General features: G+C 67.6%; 20 protein-coding genes, 1 tRNA gene and 1 pseudogene. 10 read left to right on the forward strand and 12 right to left on the reverse strand.

The features are described 5' to 3' along the window. Positions 1-2 precede the first annotated feature (2 nt). The 5 genes from nuoL to ACLBYD_RS12035 all read left to right on the forward strand — a co-directional run bounded on the left by nuoL (position 3) and on the right by ACLBYD_RS12035 (position 6,015). On the forward strand, positions 3-1,895 hold the full coding sequence (nuoL, locus tag ACLBYD_RS12015) for an NADH-quinone oxidoreductase subunit L (RefSeq protein WP_447816601.1): 1,893 nt from the start codon (positions 3-5) through the stop codon (positions 1,893-1,895). Between the two features lie 13 nt (positions 1,896-1,908). Beyond that, positions 1,909-3,600 carry an NADH-quinone oxidoreductase subunit M gene (locus ACLBYD_RS12020; protein WP_447816602.1) on the forward strand — a complete coding sequence of 564 codons (1,692 nt, stop codon included), beginning with the start codon at positions 1,909-1,911 and terminating at the stop codon, positions 3,598-3,600. Beyond that, on the forward strand, positions 3,597-5,201 hold the full coding sequence (gene nuoN / locus ACLBYD_RS12025) for an NADH-quinone oxidoreductase subunit NuoN (RefSeq protein ID WP_447816603.1): 1,605 nt from the start codon (positions 3,597-3,599) through the stop codon (positions 5,199-5,201). Before ACLBYD_RS12020 ends, nuoN begins: the two co-directional genes overlap by 4 nt. A 66-nt stretch (positions 5,202-5,267) precedes the next feature. Then, the gene (gene msrA, locus ACLBYD_RS12030; protein ID WP_447816604.1) at positions 5,268-5,789 is read left to right on the forward strand and encodes a peptide-methionine (S)-S-oxide reductase MsrA; all 522 of its coding nucleotides are present in this window, start codon (positions 5,268-5,270) and stop codon (positions 5,787-5,789) included. Between the two features lie 79 nt (positions 5,790-5,868). After that, on the forward strand, positions 5,869-6,015 hold the full coding sequence (locus tag ACLBYD_RS12035) for a hypothetical protein (protein WP_197483238.1): 147 nt from the start codon (positions 5,869-5,871) through the stop codon (positions 6,013-6,015). 95 nt (positions 6,016-6,110) lie between these two features. On the opposite strand, the gene ACLBYD_RS12040 is transcribed toward ACLBYD_RS12035, so the two are convergent. Then, on the reverse strand, positions 6,111-6,986 hold the full coding sequence (locus tag ACLBYD_RS12040; protein WP_447816605.1) for a cyclopropane mycolic acid synthase family methyltransferase: 876 nt from the start codon (positions 6,984-6,986) through the stop codon (positions 6,111-6,113). 208 nt (positions 6,987-7,194) lie between these two features. Then, a complete protein-coding gene (locus tag ACLBYD_RS12045) occupies positions 7,195-8,607 on the reverse strand; it encodes a WS/DGAT/MGAT family O-acyltransferase (protein ID WP_447816606.1) in 1,413 nt (470 codons plus the stop codon). A 344-nt stretch (positions 8,608-8,951) separates the two neighbouring features. Here ACLBYD_RS12045 and ACLBYD_RS12050 point away from each other — a divergent pair. Then, positions 8,952-10,848 (forward strand): annotated as a pseudogene (locus ACLBYD_RS12050) (alkyl/aryl-sulfatase). Positions 10,849-10,855: 7 nt separating this feature from the next. On the opposite strand, the gene ACLBYD_RS12055 reads toward ACLBYD_RS12050, so the two are convergent. The 3 genes from ACLBYD_RS12055 to ACLBYD_RS12065 form a co-directional block, all read right to left on the reverse strand. Continuing rightward, a complete protein-coding gene (locus ACLBYD_RS12055; RefSeq protein ID WP_447816607.1) occupies positions 10,856-11,839 on the reverse strand; it encodes a TIGR00341 family protein in 984 nt (327 codons plus the stop codon). A 62-nt stretch (positions 11,840-11,901) separates the two neighbouring features. After that, entirely contained in the window at positions 11,902-13,695 is a 1,794-nt protein-coding gene (locus ACLBYD_RS12060; RefSeq protein WP_447816667.1) for an ABC transporter ATP-binding protein/permease, read from the reverse strand. A 114-nt stretch (positions 13,696-13,809) separates the two neighbouring features. After that, positions 13,810-14,304 (reverse strand): potassium channel family protein, encoded by a 495-nt coding sequence (locus tag ACLBYD_RS12065; protein ID WP_447816608.1) that lies wholly within the window; start codon positions 14,302-14,304, stop codon positions 13,810-13,812. Between the two features lie 175 nt (positions 14,305-14,479). Between ACLBYD_RS12065 and ppsA the strand changes: the two genes are divergently transcribed. Further along, positions 14,480-16,765 carry a phosphoenolpyruvate synthase gene (ppsA, locus tag ACLBYD_RS12070; protein ID WP_447816609.1) on the forward strand — a complete coding sequence of 762 codons (2,286 nt, stop codon included), beginning with the start codon at positions 14,480-14,482 and terminating at the stop codon, positions 16,763-16,765. Positions 16,766-16,774: 9 nt separating this feature from the next. Here ppsA and ACLBYD_RS12075 read toward each other — a convergent pair whose 3' ends face one another. Beyond that, the gene (locus tag ACLBYD_RS12075) at positions 16,775-16,948 is read right to left on the reverse strand and encodes a hypothetical protein (protein WP_447816610.1); all 174 of its coding nucleotides are present in this window, start codon (positions 16,946-16,948) and stop codon (positions 16,775-16,777) included. Between the two features lie 5 nt (positions 16,949-16,953). Then, positions 16,954-17,826 carry a universal stress protein gene (locus ACLBYD_RS12080; protein WP_447816611.1) on the reverse strand — a complete coding sequence of 291 codons (873 nt, stop codon included), beginning with the start codon at positions 17,824-17,826 and terminating at the stop codon, positions 16,954-16,956. Positions 17,827-18,063: 237 nt separating this feature from the next. Between ACLBYD_RS12080 and ACLBYD_RS12085 the strand changes: the two genes are divergently transcribed. Next, a complete protein-coding gene (locus tag ACLBYD_RS12085; RefSeq protein WP_138843461.1) occupies positions 18,064-18,603 on the forward strand; it encodes a flavodoxin domain-containing protein in 540 nt (179 codons plus the stop codon). Here ACLBYD_RS12085 and ACLBYD_RS12090 read toward each other — a convergent pair. Together ACLBYD_RS12090 and ACLBYD_RS12095 are read right to left on the reverse strand one after the other, a co-directional pair. Then, complete coding sequence (locus tag ACLBYD_RS12090; protein ID WP_447816612.1) at positions 18,594-20,075, reverse strand: DUF4389 domain-containing protein; 1,482 nt, start codon at positions 20,073-20,075, stop codon at positions 18,594-18,596. The genes ACLBYD_RS12085 and ACLBYD_RS12090 overlap by 10 nt on opposite strands. 144 nt (positions 20,076-20,219) lie before the next feature. Beyond that, positions 20,220-20,792, reverse strand: coding sequence for a hypothetical protein (locus tag ACLBYD_RS12095; RefSeq protein WP_447816613.1), 573 nt, complete (start codon positions 20,790-20,792; stop codon positions 20,220-20,222). 274 nt (positions 20,793-21,066) lie between these two features. Between ACLBYD_RS12095 and ACLBYD_RS12100 the strand changes: the two genes are divergently transcribed. Further along, positions 21,067-21,843: a hypothetical protein gene (locus tag ACLBYD_RS12100; protein ID WP_447816614.1), complete on the forward strand. Its 777-nt coding sequence runs from the start codon at positions 21,067-21,069 to the stop codon at positions 21,841-21,843. Positions 21,844-21,855: 12 nt separating this feature from the next. Here the strand turns inward: ACLBYD_RS12100 and lexA are convergent, their stop codons facing one another. The 3 genes from lexA to ACLBYD_RS12115 form a co-directional block, all read right to left on the reverse strand. Continuing rightward, positions 21,856-22,518, reverse strand: a complete 663-nt coding sequence (gene lexA, locus ACLBYD_RS12105) for a transcriptional repressor LexA (RefSeq protein ID WP_447816615.1) — start codon at positions 22,516-22,518, stop codon at positions 21,856-21,858. 14 nt (positions 22,519-22,532) lie between these two features. Beyond that, a complete protein-coding gene (locus ACLBYD_RS12110) occupies positions 22,533-23,066 on the reverse strand; it encodes a hypothetical protein (RefSeq protein ID WP_447816616.1) in 534 nt (177 codons plus the stop codon). 79 nt (positions 23,067-23,145) lie between these two features. Further along, positions 23,146-23,222: transfer RNA gene (locus ACLBYD_RS12115), tRNA-Leu, on the reverse strand. A gap of 107 nt (positions 23,223-23,329) precedes the next feature. On the opposite strand from ACLBYD_RS12115, the gene ACLBYD_RS12120 reads away from it, so the two are divergent. Next, positions 23,330-23,944, forward strand: a complete 615-nt coding sequence (locus ACLBYD_RS12120; RefSeq protein ID WP_016691452.1) for an ANTAR domain-containing response regulator — start codon at positions 23,330-23,332, stop codon at positions 23,942-23,944. Positions 23,945-24,043 lie beyond the last annotated feature (99 nt).

Raw genomic sequence — 24,043 nt, forward strand, 5'->3', positions numbered from 1 at the left:
GCATGACTTCGTTCCTGAACTCGGCGCTGTGGACGATACCGGCACTGCCCCTGGCCGGCGCGTTCGTTCTGCTGCTCCTCGGGCGGCGCAGCGACCGCTGGGGACATCTGCTCGGATGCGCCACGGCGATCGCCTCGTTCGTCGTCGGCGCCGTCATGTTCGCCGGACTGCTCGGACTCGACGCGAGTGAGAGGCTCGCGCAGCAGACCGTGTTCGCCTGGGTTCCGGTCGGAGAACTGCAGGTCGATCTCGGACTCCGGCTCGACGCACTGTCGATCTGCTTCGTACTGCTCATCACCGGCGTGGGCTCGCTGATCCACCTCTATTCGATCGGCTACATGGCGCACGATCCGGAGCGCCGGAAGTTCTTCGCCTATCTGAACCTGTTCCTCGCGGCGATGCTGGTGCTCGTCCTCGCCGACAACTTTCTCGTCCTGTACCTCGGGTGGGAGGGCGTCGGTCTCGCCTCGTACCTGCTCATCGGCTTCTGGCAGTACAAGCCCACCGCCGCGACCGCCGCGAAGAAGGCGTTCGTCGTCAACCGCGTCGGCGACATGGGGCTGCTCGTCGCCCTCATGATCATGTTCGCGACCTTCGGCAGCCTCGACTACGACACGGTCTTCGCCGCGGTACCCGCGGCGGGCGAGGGCACCGTGACCGCGATCGGCCTGTGCCTGCTCCTGGCCGCGTGCGCGAAATCCGCCCAGCTGCCACTGCAGTCGTGGCTCGGCGACGCCATGGAAGGCCCCACCCCGGTCTCCGCACTCATCCACGCCGCCACGATGGTCACCGCCGGTGTCTACCTCGTCGTCCGCGCGAACGCGATCTTCGACGCCGCACCGGCCGCACGACTCGCGGTGGTGATCGTCGGTGCCGCGACCTTGCTCTTCGGCGCGATCATCGGCTGCGCCAAGGACGACATCAAGAAGGCGCTCGCGGCGTCGACGATGAGCCAGATCGGCTACATGGTGCTCGCCGCCGGACTCGGTCCCGCCGGGTACGCCTTCGCGATCCTGCACCTGCTCACCCACGGCTTCTTCAAGGCCGGACTGTTTCTCGGCGCCGGCTCGGTGATGCACGCGATGAACGACGAGACCGACATGCGCCGCTACGGCGGACTGCGCGCGGTCATGCCGATCACCTTCGCCACCTTCGGGCTGGGGTACCTCGCGATCATCGGGATCCCGCCGTTCGCCGGCTTCTTCTCCAAGGACAAGATCATCGAGGTGGCCTTCGCCGCCGGCGGTGTCGAAGGCATCGTGCTCGGTGTCGTCGCGCTGCTCGGTGCGGGGCTGACCGCCTTCTACATGACCCGCGTGATGATCCTGACCTTCTTCGGCGACCGGCGATGGGCGCCCGACGCCGTCCCGCACGAGTCGCCGGCCTCGATGACCTGGCCGATGATCGCCCTCGCCGTGGGCTCGGTCGGTGCCGGCGGTCTGCTGGTGTTCGGTGGCGCGTTGCAGCACTGGCTCGAACCCGTCGTCGGCTACGACCATCACGAAGGTGGTCTGCCCGTCTGGCTCGTCACCACCGTCACGCTGGCGGTCGTGCTCGCCGGTGTCGCCGTCGCCTACCGGCAGTACGTGCGCGCACCGGTCCCGGCGACGGCACCCGAAGCGGTGTCGGCGCTGACCGTCGCCGCGCGTCGCGACCTCTACGGCGACGCCGTGAACGAAGCGGTGTTCATGCGTCCCGGTCAGGGTCTGGTGCGCGCCCTGGACGGCGTGGAGTCCACCGGCATCGACGGCTCGGTCACCGGTGCCGCCACCGGGATCGGTGCGCTCTCGCGCGGACTGCGCCGGCTGCAGACCGGCTTCGTCCGTTCGTACGCGTTGTACATGTTCGCCGGCGCGACCGTCGTGGTCGGCGCGCTCGTCCTGGTGACGCTGTGATGGGGGTGTACTGGTGACCACCGTTCCCTGGTTGACGATCCTGTGGGTGCTCCCGCTGCTCGGCGCCGCCGTGATCGCGGCCCTGCCCGCACGCCTCGGTTCCGCCGCCCGGTCGATCGCCCTGGTGGTGTCGATCGCCGTTCTGGTGGTCGCGGTGATCGTCGCCGTCGGATTCGACCGCGCGGGAGAGCGTTTCCAGTTCGTCGAATCGCACGACTGGATCCCCTCGTTCGGCGCCGGCTACCGGCTCGGCGTCGACGGCATCGCCCTGGTGCTGGTCCTGTTGACCGCCGCGCTCGTGCCGTTGCTCCTGGCCGCCGGATGGCACGATCACCGCGCCGCCGACGAGGAGGCCGGCGCGGCCCGCCCACGCTCCGCGCACACCTATGTGGCGCTGATCCTGCTCGTCGAGTCGATGGTGCTCGTGTCGTTCACCGCCCTCGACATCCTGCTGTTCTACGTCTTCTTCGAGGCGATGCTCGTCCCGATGTACTTCCTCATCGGCGGGTTCGGTTCGCCGGGGACACCGCGTGCCGACCGGGCACGAGCCGCCGTGAAGTTCCTGCTGTACAACCTGCTCGGCGGACTGGTGATGCTCGCCGCGTTGATCGGCCTGTACGTGGTCACCGCCCGGTCCGGGCTGGGGGAGACCGCGGGAGTGGGCACCTTCGACGCCCGGACCGTCACCGCCGCCGCCGTCGCCGGTGATCTCGACGCGACCCCCGCCGTGCTCGCCGCACTGTGTTTCGGTTTCCTCGTCGCCTTCGCGGTGAAGGCTCCACTGTGGCCGCTGCACGGGTGGCTACCCGACGCGGCGGTGCGGACCACGCCGGTCGCGGCGGTGCTCATGATGGCCGTGGTCGACAAGGTCGGCACCTTCGGCATGCTGCGCTACTGCCTGCAGCTCTTCCCCGACGCCTCGGTGACCTTCGCGCCGATCGTGGTGACCCTCGCCGTCATCGGCATCGTCTACGGCGCCGTGCTCGCGATCGGTCAGACCGACGTGATGCGCCTGATCGCCTACACCTCCATCTCGCACTTCGGATTCATCGTCCTCGGCATCTTCGCGCTGACCTCGCAGGGGCAGGCCGGCTCGACGCTGTACATGGTCAACCACGGGATCTCCACGGCCGCACTGTTCCTCATCGCCGGTTTCCTCGTCTCGCGGCGCGGAGACCGCACCATCGCCGCCTATGGCGGGGTGCAGAAGGTCGCTCCGGTCCTCGCCGGGACCTTCCTCGTCGCCGGACTGGCGACCCTGTCCTTGCCCGGGCTCGCGCCGTTCGTCAGCGAGTTCCTCGTCTTCGTCGGCACCTATCCGCGCTACCAGGTGGCCGCGGTGATCGCGACACTCGCGCTCGTGCTGTCCGCGCTCTACGTGCTGTGGCTCTACCAGCGCATGATGGGCGGACCCGTGCGCCTGCCCGGTGGGGACGACGGTGACGACGGGAACGGCGCTGCCGAACACGCCCGCAGGCTCTCCGATCTCGTGCCTCGTGAGGTCGCGGTGGTCGCGCCGCTGATCGCGTTGCTGCTCGTTCTGGGGATCTATCCGAAACCCGCGCTCGATGTCATCACCCCGGCGGTCGACGACACGCTCGTCTCGATCGACATCTCCCGGCCCGAACCGGTGGTGCCCGCCGAGCGACCCGTCGCCGAGAGTGGTGTTCCCGCGCACGGTTCCGAGGAAGGTGAAGCCGAATGAACCCCTCCGAGGGCATCGTCGTTCTTGCCGCATCAATTCCCGCCCCGGCGATCGACTACGGACTGATCGCACCGATCCTCATCGTCTTCGCCGCCGCCGTCGTCGGTGTGCTGATCGAGTCGTTCGCGCCGGCCTCGGCACGCTACCTCGCCCACGTGCTCCTGACGACGGGCGCGCTCGTGGCGGCGTTCGTCGCCGTGGTGATGCTCGCGGGAACCCGTGCGACCACCCTGTCGGGGGCGGTCGTGATCGACGGACCGGCGCTGTTCCTGCAGGGATCGGTCCTGATCGTGGCGGTGCTGTCGGTTGCGCTCGTCGCGGAACGGAATATCGAACAGGTTCGCGCGCAATCGGTTTCCCGCGCCGCGGTCGGTGCGCATCTCGACGCTTTCGCGCCCCAGGCGTCGGCGATTCCGGGTACCGCGGCCGAGCGGCAGGCGCTCGCGGCGGGCGGCGCACGGACCGAGGTCTTCCCGCTCCTCCTGTTCGCGGTGGGCGGGATGCTCGTGTTCCCGGCCTCGAACGACCTGCTGACGATGTTCGTCGCGCTCGAAGTGCTGTCGCTGCCGCTGTACCTGCTGTGCGGTCTGGCGCGGCGCCGGCGGTTGCTCTCCCAGGAAGCAGCACTGAAGTACTTCCTGCTGGGCGCGTTCTCGTCGGCGTTCTTCCTGTACGGGGTGGCAATGCTCTACGGCTACGCCGGGACCGTCCACCTCGGCGGGATCGCCCTGGCCATCGACACCGGCGCGGGCAGCGAGACCACCGCGCTCGTCGGGGTGGGTCTGCTGGCCGTCGGGTTGCTCTTCAAGATCGGAGCGGTGCCCTTCCATTCGTGGACGCCGGACGTCTATCAGGGCGCGCCGACGCCTGTGACGGCGTTCATGGCCGCCGCGACGAAGATCGCCGCATTCGGCGCACTGCTGCGAGTGCTCTACGTCGCGGTTCCCGGTTCCGCCGACCAGTGGCGTCCGATCCTGTGGGCCGTCGCGATCGCGACGATGATCGTCGGTGCGGTTCTGGCGGTGACGCAGAACGACATCAAGCGCATGCTCGCGTACTCGGCGATCAGCCATACCGGATTCGTGCTCACCGGTGTCGTGGCCGGCACCGCGTCCGGGGTGTCGTCGACGCTGTTCTATCTGCTCGTCTACGGGATCGGGACGGTCGGTGTGTTCGCGGTGGTGACGCTGGTGCGCGACCCGGACGGCGAGGCGTGGGAGCTGTCGCGCTGGGCCGGTGTCGGGCGGCGCTCACCGTTGCTCGGCGGGGCGTTCGCGCTGTTCCTGCTGTCGCTGGCGGGCATTCCGCTCACCAGCGGGTTCATCGCGAAGTTCGCGGTCTTCGGTGCGGCGATCGAAGGGGGTGCGGCTCCGCTCGTGATCGTCGGTGTGCTGGTCAGTGCGGTCGCCGCCTACTTCTACGTGCGGGTGATCGTGCTGATGTTCTTCACCGACCCGACCGACGACGCCCCGCGGCTCGCGACCTCGACCGTGGCGACGAGCGCGGCGATCGCGTTCGCGGCGGTGGCGACGGTGCTGCTCGGCATCCTGCCGCAACCCGTCCTCGACCTCGCCGAACGGGCGGCGGTGTTCGTGCTCTGACCACGAGCGGGCGCGGGCCGGGAATGTCGCGACCGTCGTATCGGTTCCACCTCTCGAGGAGGCGTAATGACCGATACACGCAAGGCGATTCTGGCAGGCGGATGCTTCTGGGGTATGGAGGAGCTGATCCGGAGGCAGCCCGGGGTGGTGTCGACGCGGGTCGGCTACACCGGCGGGCAGAACGATCACCCCACCTATCGCAACCATCCGGGGCACGCGGAGTCCGTCGAGATCGTCTACGACCCCGCACGCACCGACTACCGGGCACTGCTCGAGTTCTTCTTCCAGATCCACGATCCGACCACCCTGAACCGGCAGGGCAACGACGTCGGGGCGTCCTACCGTTCTGCGATCTTCTACCTCGACGACGAGCAGAAGCAGGTCGCGGTGGACACCATCGCCGACGTCGAGGCGTCGGGTCTGTGGCCCGGCACGGTGGTCACCGAGGTGACTCCCGCGAGCACCTTCTGGGAGGCCGAACCCGAGCACCAGGACTATCTCCAGCACTACCCGAACGGGTACACCTGCCACTTCCCGCGGCCGGGCTGGAAGCTGCCGAACAGTCGCATCGCCGACGCGGCGAACTGAATCACGCGCACGGGTGGTTCCTTCCGCGGATCCGTATCGTGGAGGTACAGGTTGTGACGCCACTGCGGAGGAGTGCTCGATGGGAATGTTCGGCAAGGCTATGAAAAGCGCCGCCGTGGTCAAGGCGATCCAGGTCGCCCGACGCGAAGCGGCCAAGCCCGAGAATCAGCGCAAGGCCAAGGAGATGCTCACCAAGCTGCAGCAGAAGCGCCGCGGCTCGCACTGATCTGCCCCTCGCCGATCCGTTGTCCACCCGGGCAGCGGATCGGCGTGCAGGCTCACCGGTTTCGTTGTGCCGCCGGTCCCGCTCGGGACCGAGCCTCAGCGGTGCTGCTGCTTCACGAGGGTGAACTGCTGGACGTCGATGAGGCGACGTCGGAAATTCGCGGCGCACCCGGTGAGGTACCTGATGTATCGCTGGTAGACCTCCTCGGAGGCCATCCGCACCGCGTCGTTGCGCCGCGCCTCGAGGGCTCGCGCCCACAGGTCGAGCGTGCGAGCGTAATGAGGTTGCAGAGACTCGATGTTCTGCACCCAGAAGCTGTTGCGTTGTGCGCCGGTGATGACCAGATCCCGGTCGGGGAGCTGTCCTCCGGGGAAGATTTCCCTCATGATGAACCGCAGGAACAGTGCGTCCTCGCGGGTGACCGGCACCTTCATCGCCTCGAGCTGGGCGCGGGAATGACCCACGATGGTGTGCAGCAGCATCCTGCCGTCGTCGGGCAGGATGCGAGAGGCGCGGTCGAAGAAGGTGTCGTACCGCTGTCGGCGGAAATGCTCGAACGCTCCGATGCTGACGATGCGGTCCACCGGCTCGTCGAACTCCTCCCAGCCTTGTAGACGCACTTCCGCGGTACGGCCGCCGGAGGACATGCCCGAGAGCAGACCGGACACGTGTTCGTACTGGTTGCGGCTCAACGTCAGACCGATGACGTGCACGTCGTATCGCTCCGCCGCCCGCATCATCGTCGAGCCCCAACCGCAGCCGATATCCAGCAGCGTCATCCCGGGCCGGAGATCGCACTTGCGGAGAGCAAGATCGACTTTCGCGATCTGGGCCTCCTCGAGGCTCATGTCGTCGCGCTCGAAGTAGGCGCAACTGTACGTGCGCGTGGGGTCGAGGAACAGTTCGAAGAAGTCGTCGGACAGGTCGTAGTGGGTTTGCACCTTCTCGTAGAACGGTGTCAGCTTCTGCATTCGGACCTACTCTCCGCGAGGAGTGGGACGCGAGTTGCCGTGTCGGTGTCGACGCATCCCGAGGGCACACCGCTATCGGTCGATAGTGCTCCAACAGAGTGCCTTCTCACACGAGAACGGCGATTTCTGGGGCAGTTGTCCGACTCGGGCACACGAGTGCGCTGCGACTATCCCGTACGTCAGGCCGCACGGACGGCCACCCCGTGCGTCAGCCCGCACGGACGGATGCCTCGTCGGTGACCGGCACGATGTCGAAGGCGTCCTCGAGCGCTTCGAGGGCCGCGTCGAAGTGGTCGAGCAGCGGCTGCAGTTGCGGCAGGCTGCGACTGCACGAGGTGAGTCCGAAAGCGATGGCATCGTCGGTACTCGTGCACGTGATGTTCAGTGCCTGACCGTCGACCGGCACGGACAGTGGATACACCGCATCCACGCGAGCGCCGTTCCAGTACAACGGATCCGGAGCTCCCGGCACGTTCGAGACGATGACGTTGAAGGGCGGTCGCGGGAGTGCACGATTGCGGGTGAGGATCCCTACCGCCAGAGGCGCGACGCCGAGTGCACTGGCCGCCAACCGGGACAGGGAGGACATCCCCTGCATGGAGGCCTTGCCCTGCGTCGTCGATGCCGACACCCTGGCCAGCCGGTCGGCCGGATCGGCGAGATCCGTACCCATATCAGCCATCAGGACACCGAGTTCGTTTCCGGCGCAATCTTTGTCGGGTCGCAGGCACACCGGGACCATGGCCACGAGCGACTTGTCGGGCAACGCCCCCTGCTCTCTCAGGAAGGCGCGCAGTGCTCCCGACGACATGGCCAGGACGACATCGTTGACGGTCGCGTCGGCCGCTCTCGCCACGGCACGCAGGCGGGTCAGCGGCCACGAGCGCGCGGCAAACCGGCGCGTCCCCGAGATCGGCACGTTGATCATGGTGTTCGGCGCGGCGAGCGACAGCGATCCGCCACCGCCGCGCAGCGCCCTGTTCACGGTGCCGGCCAGCGCGGGCACGAAGCCGGTGACCTCGGACGTCGCCGTCCGCACCGCCTGCATCGCGGCCTCGGGAAGATCGAGCGCGGTCCCGGACGAGTGGGAGCGGCTCGGCGCGTCGAAGGGCGCCCACGGTGCCGGCATGCCGGTCTGCTCGGAGTCCGGACTCAGGGCGCGGCGCAGCAACTTCATCGCGCCCACGCCGTCGGCGAGGGCATGGTGGATCTTCGTGTAGACGGCGAGCCGGCCGTCCGCGAGACCTTCGATGACATGCATCTGCCACAACGGCCGGCTCCGGTCGAGCAGCGTGCTGTGCAGCCGGGAGACGAGATCCCACAGTTCGTCGAGCCCGCCGGGCTGCGGCAACGCGTTGCGTCGTACGTGGTAGCTCAGGTCGAAGTTCGCATCCTCCTCCCAGGCCCACTGGCCGAAGGTGCCCAGGGAACGGACCGCGCGCTTGCGCCACAAGGGGGCGACCTCGCCGTCCTGTGCGGCGGCGGTGAACAGTGCTCCCAGATCCGCGGCGGTCGTGCCCTCGCGGGGCCGGAGAAGGATCAGTCCGCCCACATGCATCGGATGATCACGGGACTCCCCGAGGAGAAACATCGAATCGGTGGGCGACATGGGTGGACGCATCGGCACATTTCCTCCGCCCGGATCGCCGGGCAGTTCGTGGCGAGGCCCCCTGCTGCCCCGCCGACATGTGCGTCAAACCATGACCCCCGTCACAGGTTTATGACGCGACACAACTAATACGCGATGTCGGGTCGTATCGCCAAGTCCGAACGCCCGATTTCCGACCGAAACGAGAATTGTTGTCCGATTTGCGAACTCCGAGTGGACTCGCTGCCGCCGATCGATCTGGGCGGAAGCCGTGATCCGTGAGCGTCGGCAGAAATACAGTCGAGGACAGGAACGGAAATCACGAACTCGACACTCCACGCTGTGCCGGGTCCTCCAGATCGCCCGGAAGGATCGCGATGTCCGACCCATCGGCCGAGACGCCCGTTACCGCAGCCCGGAACACGCACGCGGATCGATCACTGCCCTTCTCGGACCTCCGGGATTTCGACGACGCCGACCGCGGCTTCATCGCCGCTCTCGAACCCGGGATCGTGAGGAACAGCGACGGCCACGTCGTGTGGGACAGCGATTCGTACGCATTCCTCGACGAGGAGTGTCCGCCGACGGTGGATCCGAGCCTGTGGCGGCAGTCGCGACTGTGCGCCCGGCAGGGGTTGTTCGAGGTCACCGACCGCATCTACCAGGTGCGGGGTCTCGACCTGTCGAACATGACGCTGGTCGAGGGCGATACCGGCGTGATCGTCATCGATCCGCTGATCTCCGCGGAGACCGCTGCGGCGGGTCTGGCGCTGTATCGCGCGCACCGCGGTGACCGTCCGGTCACCGGGGTGATCTACACCCACAGCCACATCGATCACTTCGGTGGCGTCCAAGGGTGTCACGACGGTCGAGGGCGTCGCCGCCGGGCGGTGTCCGGTCCTGGCGCCGGCCGGATTCGTCGAGCACGCCGTTGCCGAGAACGTGTATGCCGGCACGGCGATGGGACGTCGGGCCGCCTACATGTACGGGGCGGCGCTGCCGCGAGGTGCGCGCGGTGCGGTCGGTGCAGGACTGGGGCAGACGACCTCGACCGGCACGCCGACTCTGATCGCTCCCACGGTCGACATCGAGCACACGGGTCAGACGGAAACGGTCGACGGGGTCGAGATGGAGTTCCAGATGACACCCGGCACCGAAGCCCCGGCGGAGATGAACTCCTACTTCCCGCAGTTGCGGGCGCTCTGCATGGCGGAGAACGCCACCCACACGCTGCACAATCTGTTGACGCTGCGCGGGGCGCTGGTGCGTGATCCGCACGTGTGGTCGCAGTATCTGACGGAGTCGATCAACCGGTTCGCGTACCGCTCCGACGTGTTGTTCGCCTCGCACCACTGGCCGACCTGGGACACCGAGCGACTGACCGAATTCCTGTCCCTCCAGCGCGACCTGTACGGCTACCTGCACGATCAGACGCTGAGGGCGATCAACAAAGGGGCCACCGGAATCGAGATCGCCGAGTCGATCGAACTGCCACCGGCGATCGAGAAGGTGTGGCACACGCGCGGCTACTACGGCAGTGTCGGTCACAACGTCAAAGCGATCTACCAGCGATACATGGGCTGGTTCGACGGCAATCCGGCCCACCTGTGGGAGCACCCTCCCGTCGACTCGGCGAAGCGGCACATCGAGTTCATGGGCGGCGCCGATCAGGTCCTGGAGAAGGCCCGCCGCTCCTTCGCGGACGGCGACTTCCGCTGGGTCGCGCAGGTGCTGAACTACGTGATCTTCGCGGACCCCGACAACGCGCAAGCCAAGGCGCTGCAGGCGGACGCGCTCGAACAACTGGGCTTCGGTTCCGAGAACGGCACCTGGCGGAACTTCTTCCTCATGGGCGCCTACGAACTGCGCCACGGTGCGATCGGCACGCCGACCGTCACGGCCGCTCCGGACATCGTCGGTGCGCTCTCGATCGAGCAGATCTTCGACGCGCTCGCACTGCGTGTGGACGGTCCGCGGGCATGGTCGACGACGCTGACGATCGACTGGAACTTCACCGACGAGAATGTCGTGCATCGCACGCAGCTTCGCAACGGACTCCTGGTGCACTTCGACACCGACGGATCGTTGCCCGCCCCGGACACCACCATCACCCTGACCCGATCGCTGCTCGTCGCGGTACTGCTCGGCGGCGCCGACCCGACGCCACTCGTGGCGGACGGCAGCATCACCGTCGATGGGACGGAAGGCGCGTTCGCGACATTGGTGAGCGTGCTGGACGAACCCGATCCGGATTTTGCGATCGTCACCCCCTGACAACTCCTCACTCCGGCTCGATCCCCTTGATATTGGCGCCCACGGTATGGACGACCTGCAGGTTCGGATTCCAGGGGACGACCGCATCGACCGCGGCGTCGAGCTCGTCCAGGGGCGGTAGCTCGGCCGGGGCGAGGACGGAGACGATCACCGTGGTGCCGTGCCAGGACACAGCGGTGACCTCCGCACCGGGTGTCCCGTCGAGCCACTGGGTGGCCTGCGCGGTGATCTGCCGCGCCCACAACAACGCCATCGAATCGACCACCATCGGCACCGCCACGACGACCAGTGCCACCGCCAGGACCGCATACGCTCGCCCCCACCGGGGCCGGACCGTCTCCGCCGCTTCCCGCGAATAACCCGCTGCGACGAGAACCCCTGTGGCAGTGATGATCAACGCCACCACGTTGGACGCGAACAGCACGAAGGCGCCGAGCGCGAGTGTCGGTGCCCCGCAGCCCAGACAGACACCGACCACCGCGAGTGGAGGTACCAGAGAGATCGCGATGGCCACCCCGGGCAGGACGTCCCCGACATCGCGGCGGGTCACCGCGATCGCCCCGACCAGTCCCGTGGCCATCGCCGCCGTCAGATCCATCAACGTCGGCGACGTCCGACCGAGGACCTGCGAATTCGCCAGGACATTGCCAGGGTTGGCAAGCACCTGAGCGAAGATCACCCCGAGGACGACCACCAGGACGATGCCGCCGAGGATCCGGGCGAAGCTGCGAGCGATCAGCGCCCCGCGTCCCACCGCGATCCCCAGACCCACCCCCAGGATCGGCGTGGACAACGGAGCGACGATCATCGCCCCGATCACGGTGGCCGTCGAATCGCTGACCACCCCCGCCACGGCGATGACCGCCGAGAGCGTGAGCATCGTCCAGAACGCCGACCGCTTCGCCTGCCGGTCACCGACCGACAGGTCGAGACGCTCGTCGAGTTCGGTGAGACTGCGCCGCTGGGTTTCGGGCACAAGAGTGTCGAACATTCAGCACCTCCCGGAGAAGTCGTGACGTGCACCTGCGCCGATCGCCGGGCAGTGAGAGGAAGTCATCGCGACTTCTGCAGGTCGGACACCGCCCAGCGGCCTTCGCCGCGGAGTTCGAGGACGCGGTCGTGGAAGGCGTCGAGAGTGCTGCGATGCCCGACGCTGACGATCACGGCGTCCGGCATCGCTTCCCGCAGTGTCCGGTACAGCGCGTGTTCGAGACCCTCGTCGACCGCTGCGGTGGCCTCGTCCAGGAACACGATCGCCGGGGACGACAACAGGATGCGCGCGAACCCGAGCCGTTGCTGTTCGCCGGGGGAGAGGGTGCGCGCCCAGTCGGTCTCGGTGTCGAGTCGTTCGGCGAGATGCCCGAGCGCAACCGTCTCGAGCGCCGCGCGTATCGCGGCGTCGTCGTGGTCCGCCGCGCGGGGATAGGTGACGGCATCGCGTAGGGTGCCCAGCGGGAGATAGGGGTGCTGGGACAGGAACAATCCGTCCCCGGCCGGTCGGTCGACCTCACCGCGCGCATACGGCCACAGTCCCGCGATCGTGCGGAGCAGCGTGGTCTTCCCGCTGCCCGACGCTCCGCGCACAAGAAGCGCCTCGCCCGCCTCGACACCCAGCGACAGATCGGTGACGAGCGGGTCACCCGCCGGGGTCTCCACCGACAGATCCGTCAGTTCCAGCCGATCCTCCTGCGCCCGCACCGAGACCGAGGGCAACTCGGCGGCCTGCTGCGTCGTGTCCAGCAATCCGTTCAGACGGATCGTCGTCGCGCGGAACGCCGCGAACTCGTCGTACGACTCGCGGAAGAACGACAGCGAGTCGTGAACCTGCCCGAAAGCGTTGCTCGTCTGCATCACATCGCCGAGGGTCACCTGACCGGCGAACAGGCGCGGTCCCTGTACGAGGAACGGGAAGATCACCGCGGTCTGGTTGACCGCCAGGTTGAAACCGTTGAACTTCAGTGTCCGGAACACGATGCGCCACCAGTTGCGGATCACTGCGGCGAACCGGGCGAGCAGGCCACCGCGTTCGACGCCCTCACCCCGGTAGAACGCGATCGATTCGCCGTACTCGCGTACCCGCACCAGGGCATAGCGGTAGGTCGCGCCGAGCTTCTCGTTCAGGAAGTTGAGCATTATCAGGGGGCGGCCGATCCAGAAGGCGACCGTCGTGGTGACGAGCACGTACACGATCACGAGAAAGACCATTGCGCGCGGGATCTCGGTGCCGAAGATCGTGACCGGTCCCGACAGATCCCACAGGATGCCGGTGAAACTGACGATGGACAGCACTGCTGTCACCGCCCCCATCGACAGAACGCGTGTGGTCGTGACGAAATCCGTGATGTCGACTTGGATGCGCTGATCGGGGTTGTCGACCGGGGACGACACGAATCGATCCTTGTAGAAGGAGCCCGAGCCCAGCCAGTCGTCCACGAGGCGTTCGTTCAGATGTGTCCGCCACCGGATGTCGAGTGCCTGCCCGAGGAGGTAGTCGACCAGTGCTCGGAGCACGTGGATCGCCGCCAGGATCGCGAAGACCCGCATGAAACGCCAGAAGGCCGACTCGTCCAGATTCTGGATCGCCGTGTAGAAATCGTTGTACCAATAGGAGAACAACACGCTCATCCGCACTGCGAACACCGTCAGCAACAGCACGATCGCGGCCAGGGCGAGACCGCCCGTGCCGTTGCGCGGGTCGAAGTAGGAAGCGGCGATGCGCCACCACTGACTACCCCAGCGCGTGAATCGCACGATCACGACGATCACGGCGACGAAGACCAGGGCGGTGATTCCGAAGGCTTTCGCCGTCCACATGATGCTGTCGACGACAACCGATCCCCAATTCAGCATCTCGGACCTCCGACACCTGCCAGTGGACGTCGAATCCTTTCAAGGATCACCCCGCGCGGCGGTTGTGGGAATGCCCGGACGCCGAATCGCGTAGGTCGATCCCGTGATCGGTCACTCCTCGTCCCCGCGATTGCGACGACGCCACTGCACGGCGGCCGTGAGCAATCGGATCCCGAGAGCCAGGAAGATCAGATTTGCGACCATCTGCACCGACACGACGGCTCGCGCGGTCTCGGTTACAGCAGAGATGTCCCCGAATCCCACCGTGGAGAAGACCGTCAGACAGAAGTACAGGGCATCGACGCGGGACAGTGGTTCGGTGAAGTTGTCCGGATGCGCCACGGACATGCGGAGGTAAAGGGTTGCGAAGACCACGAGATAGGCGGACACGATCGTGGTGAGTGCCTCGACGGCCTGGACCGCCGGGTACTCGGACGCGAGAATCCTGCGGATCTGCCACCAGCCGACCATCAGGACCGCAGTGCCGCCACCGACGAGGGTCAGGACCTCGGATGTGCTGCGGACATGCTCGACCGGAATCATGAAGTAGACGCTGACCAGCACGAAGGCGGTGAGCGTCGGACGCGCTATCGCGGTCAGGATCAACCGTCTCCGCTCCCGCGGGTCCGGTATTCGCGGAGAATCGACCATGACGATGCCCGTTCCGGAATGGTGACTTTCGCCCCTACGGTATCGATCGGGTCGAGGCGACGATGGGAAGACCGAGTATCCGATCCGGCCCGAAAGGTCGACGCGGGGCGGGGAGTGTGGGGAGTCGTCGATGACCGAACACGAACTGTGGGTGCGACCGATCGCGGAGGTCGGCGCCGCCGACGCGCCGACGGTCGGTGGCAAGTCCGCGAACCTCGGAGAACTCACCCGCGCAGGCTTTCCGGTACCGCCGGCCTTCGCCGTCACCACCGGTGCGTATCTCGACGCGATGGACGCAGCCGGCGTCCGATTCCGGCTGGCAGCCGAGGCGGTACCCGCCCCCGACATCGACGACGCCACCTTGATCCGCACCTCCGCGGAACTCGCCGCTCTGGTGACGGATTCGACCGTGCCGGCCGGGATGCGCGCGGCGATCGTCTCCGCCTACGAGAGCCTCGGTCCCGATGTGCCGGTCGCGGTGCGGTCGTCCGCTCCCGCGGAGGACGCCTCCGACACGTCGTTCGCCGGTATCCACGAGTCCTACACGAACATCATCGGCGCCGACGCGGTCATCCGCGCGGTGCAGGCGTGCTGGGCGTCGCTGTGGTCCGAACGCGCCCGCACCTACCGAGGGCTGCGCGGGGTGACCGACGAACCGTCCATCGCCGTGGTGGTCCAGGTGATGGTGAAGTCCGAGTCGTCGGGCGTGGCGTTCACGGCCGACCCCCGCACGGGCGAACTCGATCGGATCGTCGTCGAAGCAGCGCTCGGTCTCGGTGAGGTCGTCGTCGGCGGGCAGGTCGAGCCGGACACCTACGTCGTGGCGAAGGACGGCTTCGAGGTGCTCGACGTGCACCTCGGTCATCAGGAATTCCGCATCACCTCCACCGACAGCGGGGACAGTCGCGTCGCTGTCGACCCCGCGCGCCGCACCCGGGTCCTCGACGACGAGCAACTCCTGCGCGTCGCGCGCCTGGCCGCCGGAGTCGAAGAACACTACGGGCACCCCCAGGACCTCGAGTTCGCGTTCGCGAACGACGAGCTGTGGATCGTGCAGACCCGCCCGATCACCACACTCGATCGACCGGCGGCTCCCGATCCGTCCGGCAACGGCGAGGCACGACCGCTGCTGACCGGTCTCGGCGCGGGCCCCGGGACGGCGACCGGCCGCGTGCAGGTGCTGCACGAACTCGTCGACGGGAAGAAGCTCGGCGACGGCGAGATCATCGTGGCACCGATGACCAGACCCGACTGGTTGCCGATCCTGCGCCGCGCCGGTGGCATCGTCACCGACGGCGGCGGCATCACCTGCCACGCGGCCATCGTCGGTCGCGAACTCGGCAAGCCCGTCGTGGTCGGTGTGCGTACCGCCACGAAGGATCTGCACGACGGGCAACTGATCACCGTGGACGGCAACGCCGGGGTGGTGTTCGATGGGGCGGTGCACACCGCGGAGCGGCCCGCCGCGGCGGCATCCGCACCTGCGGCTTCGACCGTGGCTGTCGAAACCGTCACGGCCACAGCGGTATACGTCAATCTCGCGACTCCGGATGCTGCAGAGGCGGTCGCCGCGACCGACGTCGACGGCGTCGGTCTGCTCCGCGCCGAGTTCATGATCACCGAAGCGCTCGCGGGCGAACACCCCTCGCACATGATCGCGCAGGGCCGTCGCAACGAGTACGTGGAGAAGATGGCGGGTGGCCTCGCGCGGATCGCGGCGGCGTTCGCACCGCGTCCGGTCGTGTACCGCGCGATCGACCTGCGCAGCAACGAATTCGCCGACCTCGAGGGCGGTGAGGTCGAACCCCACGAAGAGAACCCGATGATCGGCTACCGCGGGTGCTTCCGGTACATCCGGGATCCGGAACTGTTCTCCCTCGATCTCGATGTGCTGCACCGGGTTCGGAGCACGCACCCGAATGTGCACCTGATGATCCCGTTCGTGCGTACCCGCTGGGAACTGCGGGACTGCCTCGCTCAACTCGACCGGCATCCGCTCGGCTCCGACCAGCGCATGCAGCGCTGGATCATGGCCGAGGTCCCGTCGGTCGTCTACTGGTTGCCGGAATACGCGAAGCTCGGCATCCACGGCGTGTCCATCGGAACCAACGACCTCACGCAGTTGATGCTCGGGGTGGACCGGGACTCGGAGGTGTGCAAGGACCTGTTCGACACCCTCGACCCCGCGGTGCTCGACGCGATCGACCACATCATCGAGCGTGCGTCCGCCGCAGAACTGACGACGTCGTTGTGCGGTCAGGCCGTGTCGACGAGCACCGAACTCGCGGAACATCTCGTCCGGCGCGGCATCACCTCCGTGTCGGTCGCGCCCGACGCCGCGGCGCAGACGAGGCGGACGGTGGCGCGAGCGGAACAACGCATCCTGCTCGACCGCGCCCGGCGCGTCGGGGCGTGACCGGCGGGATCAGCGCCGACTGTAGGTCAGGCAGCGCGCCGCGTGGTCCTCGGTACCCGCACCGACGTGGATCTCACCGGCCGTGCACTCCAGATCCCGGTTGTGCACGCAGTCGGCGCGCTGGCAGGTGCCGACCATGCTGGTCGTGACGGTGTCCGGACCGCCCTTCGTCAGGGGCGCCACGCGCACTACGGGACGACCATCACGGGACAGGTCACCGTGTGCAGCAGCGCCCAGGTGGTGGATCCCAGCATCAGGCTCGGGAACCCGCCTCGACCGCGACGGCCGAGAACGAGCAACTGCGCATCGGCAGCGTGCGACGCCAGATAATGGGAGGGCTGGTCCAGCACCACCACCGGGTGCACCCGCACGTCGGGGAACTCCTCGCCGTGCCCGGCGAGACTCTCGGACAACAGTGCCCGCTCCTTGTTCTCCACGCTGTCCCAATCGATCCGGAATCGGAACGGACCGCGCACATCGAGGTCGGACCACGCGTGGACTGCCACCACGTCGGTGCCGCGCAGCGAGGCCTCCTCGAACGCGGCGGACACCGCGCGCACACTGTGTTCCGAACCGTCGACGCCGACGACCACCGGGCCGGAGATGTCGTTGACATCGAGGTGCGGCAGTTTGCGGACCACCACGGCAGGGGCGTGGGTGTGCGTCACCACCGCTCGGCTGACCGAACCGAATCGCTCCCAGCCGAACCGGTTGTCCCCGGCCCCGACCACGACCATCGACGCCGACTTCGATCGGTCCACCAGTTCGAGCGACGGAGAATCGGTGCACAGGTGGGTCTCGATGTCGAGCTCACCCTCGGGCACCGCGCGGCGCGCGTATTCGGCGGCGTCGAGGAGCATGTCGCGTCCCTCGGATTCCTCCTGCTCGAAGAATCCGGCGGGCATGCCGATCGGGACACCGAACGTGTTGCGGACCGACACGATGGTGACCAGCGACAACGGGAGCCGGCGCCGTTCCGCCTCGCGAGCTGCCCAGGCCACGGCCTGCAGGGACGCTCTCGATCCGTCCACTCCGGCGACGATGGGGTGGTGTGCTGTCATCACGATCACCTCGGTGCCTGTCCGAGCTGCGGGCACGGCCGTTTCGGGCCCTGCTTTTTCCGGGATCCTGCGGTTTCGGGACCCTGCCAGTACACGCTCGGACCGGTCGGTCGCACAAGAGTCGACGGTCCCGACCTACCCGCAGGAAGTGACCGAAGACTCTCGCGTGCCGTGCACGCCGCTTCTCACACTGGAGACTGCATCCGGCGCAATCACCCACTGCCGAAAGGCCCCGCCATGTCCGTCCTGATCGGCTACGCGACCGCTCGAGGGTCGACTCGGGGAATCGCCGAACGCATCGCTGTGGGACTGGAAAGCCGCGGTGCCGTGGAACTCCGCGCGCTCGGCGATGTCGCGTCGGTACGAACGTACGAGGCGCTGATCGTCGGAAGTGCGATCCACAACGGGCAGTGGCTCCCCGAGGCTTCCGATGCGATCGATCGGCTGGGCACCGAACCGGAAGGGCGACCGGTGTGGGCGTTCTCCGTCTCGTCGATCGGAGCGACCAGCACGATTCTCTCGCCCCGGGTGGCCGCATATCTGCGGCGGGTCACCCCGGAACCTCGGGCGGTGCAGAACCTCCGTTCGATCACCGATGTGCGTGATCACCGTTTCTTCGCCGGTGCCATCGCTTCGGGCGACTGGGCCGGAATCGGGCGGATCGTCTTCCGGCTGATGGGCGGACACTACGGCGATGCCCGGGACTGGGTCGACGTCGACGCGTGGACGGAGAGGATCCGGGAAGGTCTCGTCGATATACCGCGTGATCAGGGCTGACCGGTGCCGGTCGGGCCGGCCGGGGGAGTGACGGAGACCTGCTCGATCGGCTCGCGCGCGCCCTGGTCCAGGCGGAAGGGCGGGTATTCGTCGCGCATCAGTGCCGCATACGCCCACACCCGGTACAACCACCGGTTGATACCCATGACGAAATCGAACAACGCTCGCGGATAGGTGCCGGTGAACAGCACCACGATCGCGGCGAACAACACCAGGACGCCCAGCAACGATCCGAAGGCCCACGTGCCGTTCCCGGCTGCACCGTCGCTGCCGTCGCCGGCCGCGACACCGAGGCTCCACCCGCCCAGCCATCCTCCGGCCAGCACGGCCAGCACGACGTAGTGGGGGATCGCGAGCAGCCACCACTTGATCAACACCAGTCCGCGGGAGAGCCGCCCCGGATATTCGACGTCGAAGTCGGCCGGGTAGTCGGTGCGGTGCAGGCCGAACGGCGGGTACCTGTCGGTGCCCAGCGCCGAATAGGTGTAGAAGGCGACCCGCCAGGTCCACCGCAGCACGCCGACGTCGAAGTCGAACAGTGCGCGCGGATAACGACCGGTGAACAGGATCGCGATCCCGGCCGCGAAGGTCGCCACGACGAATGCGATGTACAGGAAGAACAGCACGACGAAATGCGGGATCGCCAGCAGCCACTTCACCAGCCACAGCCAACGCGACAACGGTTCGTCGAGGTCGCCGCGCAGATGCACCGGATAGCGAGTTGCAGGCGGGTGCGACGCGGTGACTGGAGGGGTCGCGGTACCGGGTGCGGACACCGGACCGGGTGGAGGAGGGCCGTGACGACCGAGCCCGATGGCGCCGGCGAGCAACAGCGGCACGCCGACGACGACGAGAACCAGGCCGAGGATCAGCAGTGCGAGGACGGCCGGTCCGAGCAGGTCGATGTGGATACCGGCCTGCACGTCCACGCCGATCCCTGCGGACCCGTCGGCGTGCATGACCACGACGGTCCACGTGCCGTCGCGCAGATCCCACTCCAGTTGCTGCGTGCCGGTCCCTTCCGCCGACGCGACCCAGAACTGCTGCACGGCCGGTGCCGTCGGGACGTCGCCGCCGGGAACATCCCGGTACGTGACGTCGAACGGCTCGAACCGCAGGTCGGTCACGACGGTATGGGCGACACCCGACAGATAGGACTCGACGTCCCCGACCGGAGCGATGCCGACGAACACCGCCGATGAGGGATCGGTTGCGGTGGCCCGCACCAGCAGTCGGCCGATGTCCTCACCGCGCACACCCGACGGAGTCTGGTCGTCGGTGACCAGGTCGAGCCGTTCGGAGACCAAGGCGTGCGTCTGCGTCCGGAAGGTCTCGGAGGGACCGGTGAGGAATCCACCGTCGCGCTGGAGGACGAAGAACCATCCCAGGACGAGCGCCCCGACTGCCGCGGCGGCGCCGAGGAGCGCGAGGAGAGTTCCGGCGACCAGCATGATCACTTTGCCGACGTTCATGATCCGTCCTCCGGACAGTCGTGACGGTCCTCGGGTCGCTACGGAAGGTGTTGGTAGAACGATTGTGGCAGCTCGATCAGCCTGTTCGGTGCCGATCGAGCACAGCTCGGTGTCGTTCGACCGATCCATCGGCCGATCGGGCGATCATCGGAGACCGAAGGACGGTCTGCCCTCGCGCCGCCGCGCGACGATGTCGTCGAACGCGTCGATCAGGCCGTCGGGATACCAGCGGGGATTCGTGTCGGCCGCTGTGGCGACGAGCAGCAACTGCCGTTCGCGCGCACTCGTCGCGACGTCGGCGAGTCGCTGACGTCCCTCGTCGTCGAGCGCCGCGACCGCCGCGGCGAGGTCGGCGACGAGCAGCACCCGCGGGGGTCCGATGATCGGTGAATCGAGTGCGGACACGACGCGGGTGATCTGCTCGGCGGTCGTGGCCCAGCAGCTCGGCCCCGAGGGAAGCGGGGCCGATCCTCCGAGCCAGCGATGCCGACGGTGGGGGTCGATCACGACCAGATCGTGGGTGTCGCCGGTCAGCGTCGTCATGGCGATCAGATCGAGTGACACGCTGGGTGCCGAGCGGCGCTCGTCGCGCTGGATCAGCAGATGTCGTCCGGCGGCGAGATCCCACGAGACGGGTGTGCCGTCGCTGTCGCGCCCGAACGGAATCGTCGTTCTGCATGCGGTGACCCGTGTGGTGAGTCCGCGAGCGGATCGCATCGGGACGGAGGGCCGGCACGGTCGATGTGTGGGCGGCATGGCGGGCATCGGCATGGCGGATCCGTTTCGTATCGCTGGGTCCGGAGCGATCCCCGGACGGCAGAACTGTAGAGGGGGCCACCGACAGGAACGGCCGGTGCAGGTCGCGGCCGTTACGGTGCGTCCGGCTCGGGGTAACCGCCCGCATGCGCCCGCTTGCGACAGCCCTCGCCGTAGTCTCCCTCACCGCCTTCGGCGGTCACCTCGCCTCCGCNCCGCAGCGCCCGCGCCGGTCGTGGACGACACCGGCGCGATCGCTGCTCCGAGCAGTACCCAGATCTCGTTCGCGCACACCCCGACCGGTGTGCGCGCCGGCACCGCGAACGAGCACGAGTCCCGCGCCGGTGTGTCGATCGTCAAGATGTATCTGGCCGAGTACGTCTTCACCTACGGCGACCCCGCGGACCACGCCGACGCGACCGAGATGATCCGGTCGTCGAACGACGCGATCGCCGACCGCCTGCACGCGAAGTACCCGCAGGCGATCTCGTCGACCGCGGCGGAGTTCGGGCTCACCGACACCTACGTGCCCGGCTACTGGGGTGTCGGCACCACGTCGACGCACGACATGGTCACCTATCTCGAGACGAAGAAGCGCACCGATCCCGGTTCGCCGGTGCTCGCTGCGATGGCCACGGCCTACGACACCGCGGCCGACGGATATCCGCAGAACTACGGGACGGCGCTGATCGCCGGTGTCATCGGGACGAAGTGGGGATGGAGCGACGACCGCTCGTTCCACGCCTCCGCCTCGTTCGGTCCCGATTTCTCCGTCGCGGCGTCGACCTACGGATCGGCAGGGCAGCTCTCCGAACACGTCCTCGGCGCGTTCACCGAAGGGGTGCCGCCCGGACCGGAGACCGGTCCTCTTCGACCCGGACCGAAGACCGGCCCGTTCCTGCAGGACTGCCCGCCGCTGGGCTGGCTCGCCGGCGATCCGCTCCTCGGGCCGCCCGCGCAGGATCTCCTCGACGGACTACCGCCGGTCGTCACCGATCCGATCTGCGGCTGATCCCGGTAGGCATCAGATGCGGCGCATAACGGACACGACGGTGCCCAGCACCACCGCCTCGTCGCCGTCGAGGACGGGATAGGCGGAATTCCGGGGTTCGAGGTAGACGTGGCCGCCTCGGCGCCGGTACACCTTGACCGTCGCCTCGCCGTCGATCATCGCCGCGACGATCTGACCGGAGTGGGCCTCGTGCTGCCGCCGCACCACCACGGTGTCGCCGTCGCAGATCGCCGCGTCGACCATCGAGTCGCCGCGCACGCGCAGCGCGAAGACGGTGCCGGAGCCGACCAGATCACGGGGGAGGGTGAGCAGGTCGTCGGTGTGCTCCTCGGCGAGAATCGGTGCGCCCGCGGCGATGTCGCCGACGACCGGCACGGTCACGGTGTCGTCGGATGCGCGTTCACCGCCGGACGAGCCGAGGAAGGGGCGCACGTCGAGCTGGCGCGCCACAGCGGTGCCGCGGCGGAGGAAACCCTTGTCCTCGAGGTTCTTGAGATGCTTCGAGACCGTCGACGTCGACCGCAGACCCACCGAATCGGCGATCTGCCGGGTGCTCGGGGACGATCCCTGCGCAACGATCCAGTCGCGGATCGCGGCCAGGATCTGCTGCTGGCGCAGCGGCAGGGACGCGGGGTCGAGGCCCCCGAACATGTCGAACTCGTCGTAACCGGTCACCCGGAGAATCGTAGCTACGCGGTCTCCGCAAGGTCCGGGGGAGTACCTGCGGAGGAGCTCTGCCCGTTCTGCAGCTGTTCCATGGCCCGTCGCTCCCGCAGCGCCCGGATGAGCTGCCGCTCCTGCAACTCCGCCGGATCGGCGGACAGACCGGGAATCGAGAATCCGACCAGGGCACCTGTCAGCAGCGCAAGCGCCACCCGGGCCGTGTCGTCCTCCCGGATGCCCAGGACGAGTTCCACGAACACGAGCGCTCCGACGGCGACGAGCACTACTGCGATCAGGGCCAGGATCCGGCGGATCCTGGGCTTCGGGCGCGATCCCGGCGCCAACGGCATCGACTGGGCCGCGAGCTGCCACAACCGGGCATCGACGCTCTCCCGCAGGGGACGCTTCCGGAACTCGTCGCCGAGTCCGTTGTAGATGGCCAGATCGGCTGCGATCCGGGTCCGGAGGTTTCGGCGGGCCAGTTCGCGCGACAGACGCACGACTGCCCACGACACCACACCGGTGACGAGTGCAACGACGACAGGAACCCAGATACTCACGCCGGAACATTACGACAGCGGAGCCGGAATCGGCGGGATGCGGAACGCTTGTTCCGGCCGTGTGGCGCGAGCCGAAAAGTGGTGCCCCCGGTGAGACTCGAACTCACACTGGACGGGTTTTGAATCCGTTTCCTCTGCCAATTGGGATACGGGGGCGTTGCGGACACCACTGTAGAGGATCGGGCGAAGCGGGCGCGCACCGGTACCCTTCTTACGTTCCACCCTGCACCGGGGACCGCCAGTACCGAGGGGAAGGCCCGACCATGACCTCCGCGCCGCACGACAGCACACCAACTCCTCGTCGGGTCGTCGTAGCGGAAGACGAGGCCTTGATCAGGCTCGATCTCGTCGAGATGCTGCGCGAGGAGGGTTACGAAGTGGTCGGCGAGGCCGGCGACGGACAGCGTGCCGTCGAACTCGCCGAGGAGCTCCGGCCCGACCTGGTGATCATGGACGTCAAGATGCCGCGCCGCGACGGCATCGACGCCGCCTCCGAGATCGCGCAGCGTCGTATCGCCCCTGTGGTTATTCTCACAGCCTTCAGTCAGCGCGAACTCGTCGAACGCGCCCGCGATGCGGGTGCCATGGCATATCTCGTCAAGCCGTTCTCGAAGAGCGATCTCGTGCCCGCCATCGAGGTGGCCGTCAGCCGCTTCTCCGAGCTGCGCGAGCTCGAACGCGAGGTGCAGGGGCTCAACGAGCGCTTCGAGACCCGAAAGCTCGTCGACCGGGCCAAGGGACTGCTCATGGAGAAGCACGCCATGACCGAACCGGAGGCGTTCCGCTGGATCCAGCGCGCCGCCATGGACCGCCGCACCACCATGAAACAGGTCGCGGTGGTCGTCCTCGAGACCCTCGGAGACGACACCTCCGGCTAGGCGCGCGAACCGGTTTCGCGTGCTCACGGCGCCCCGTCGCGTTACCGCCACATCAAATCTCCGCCCTGCAGATAACGGTCGTATCACAAGGATTTCGGC

This window comes from Rhodococcus sp. C26F (genome assembly GCF_053345925.1).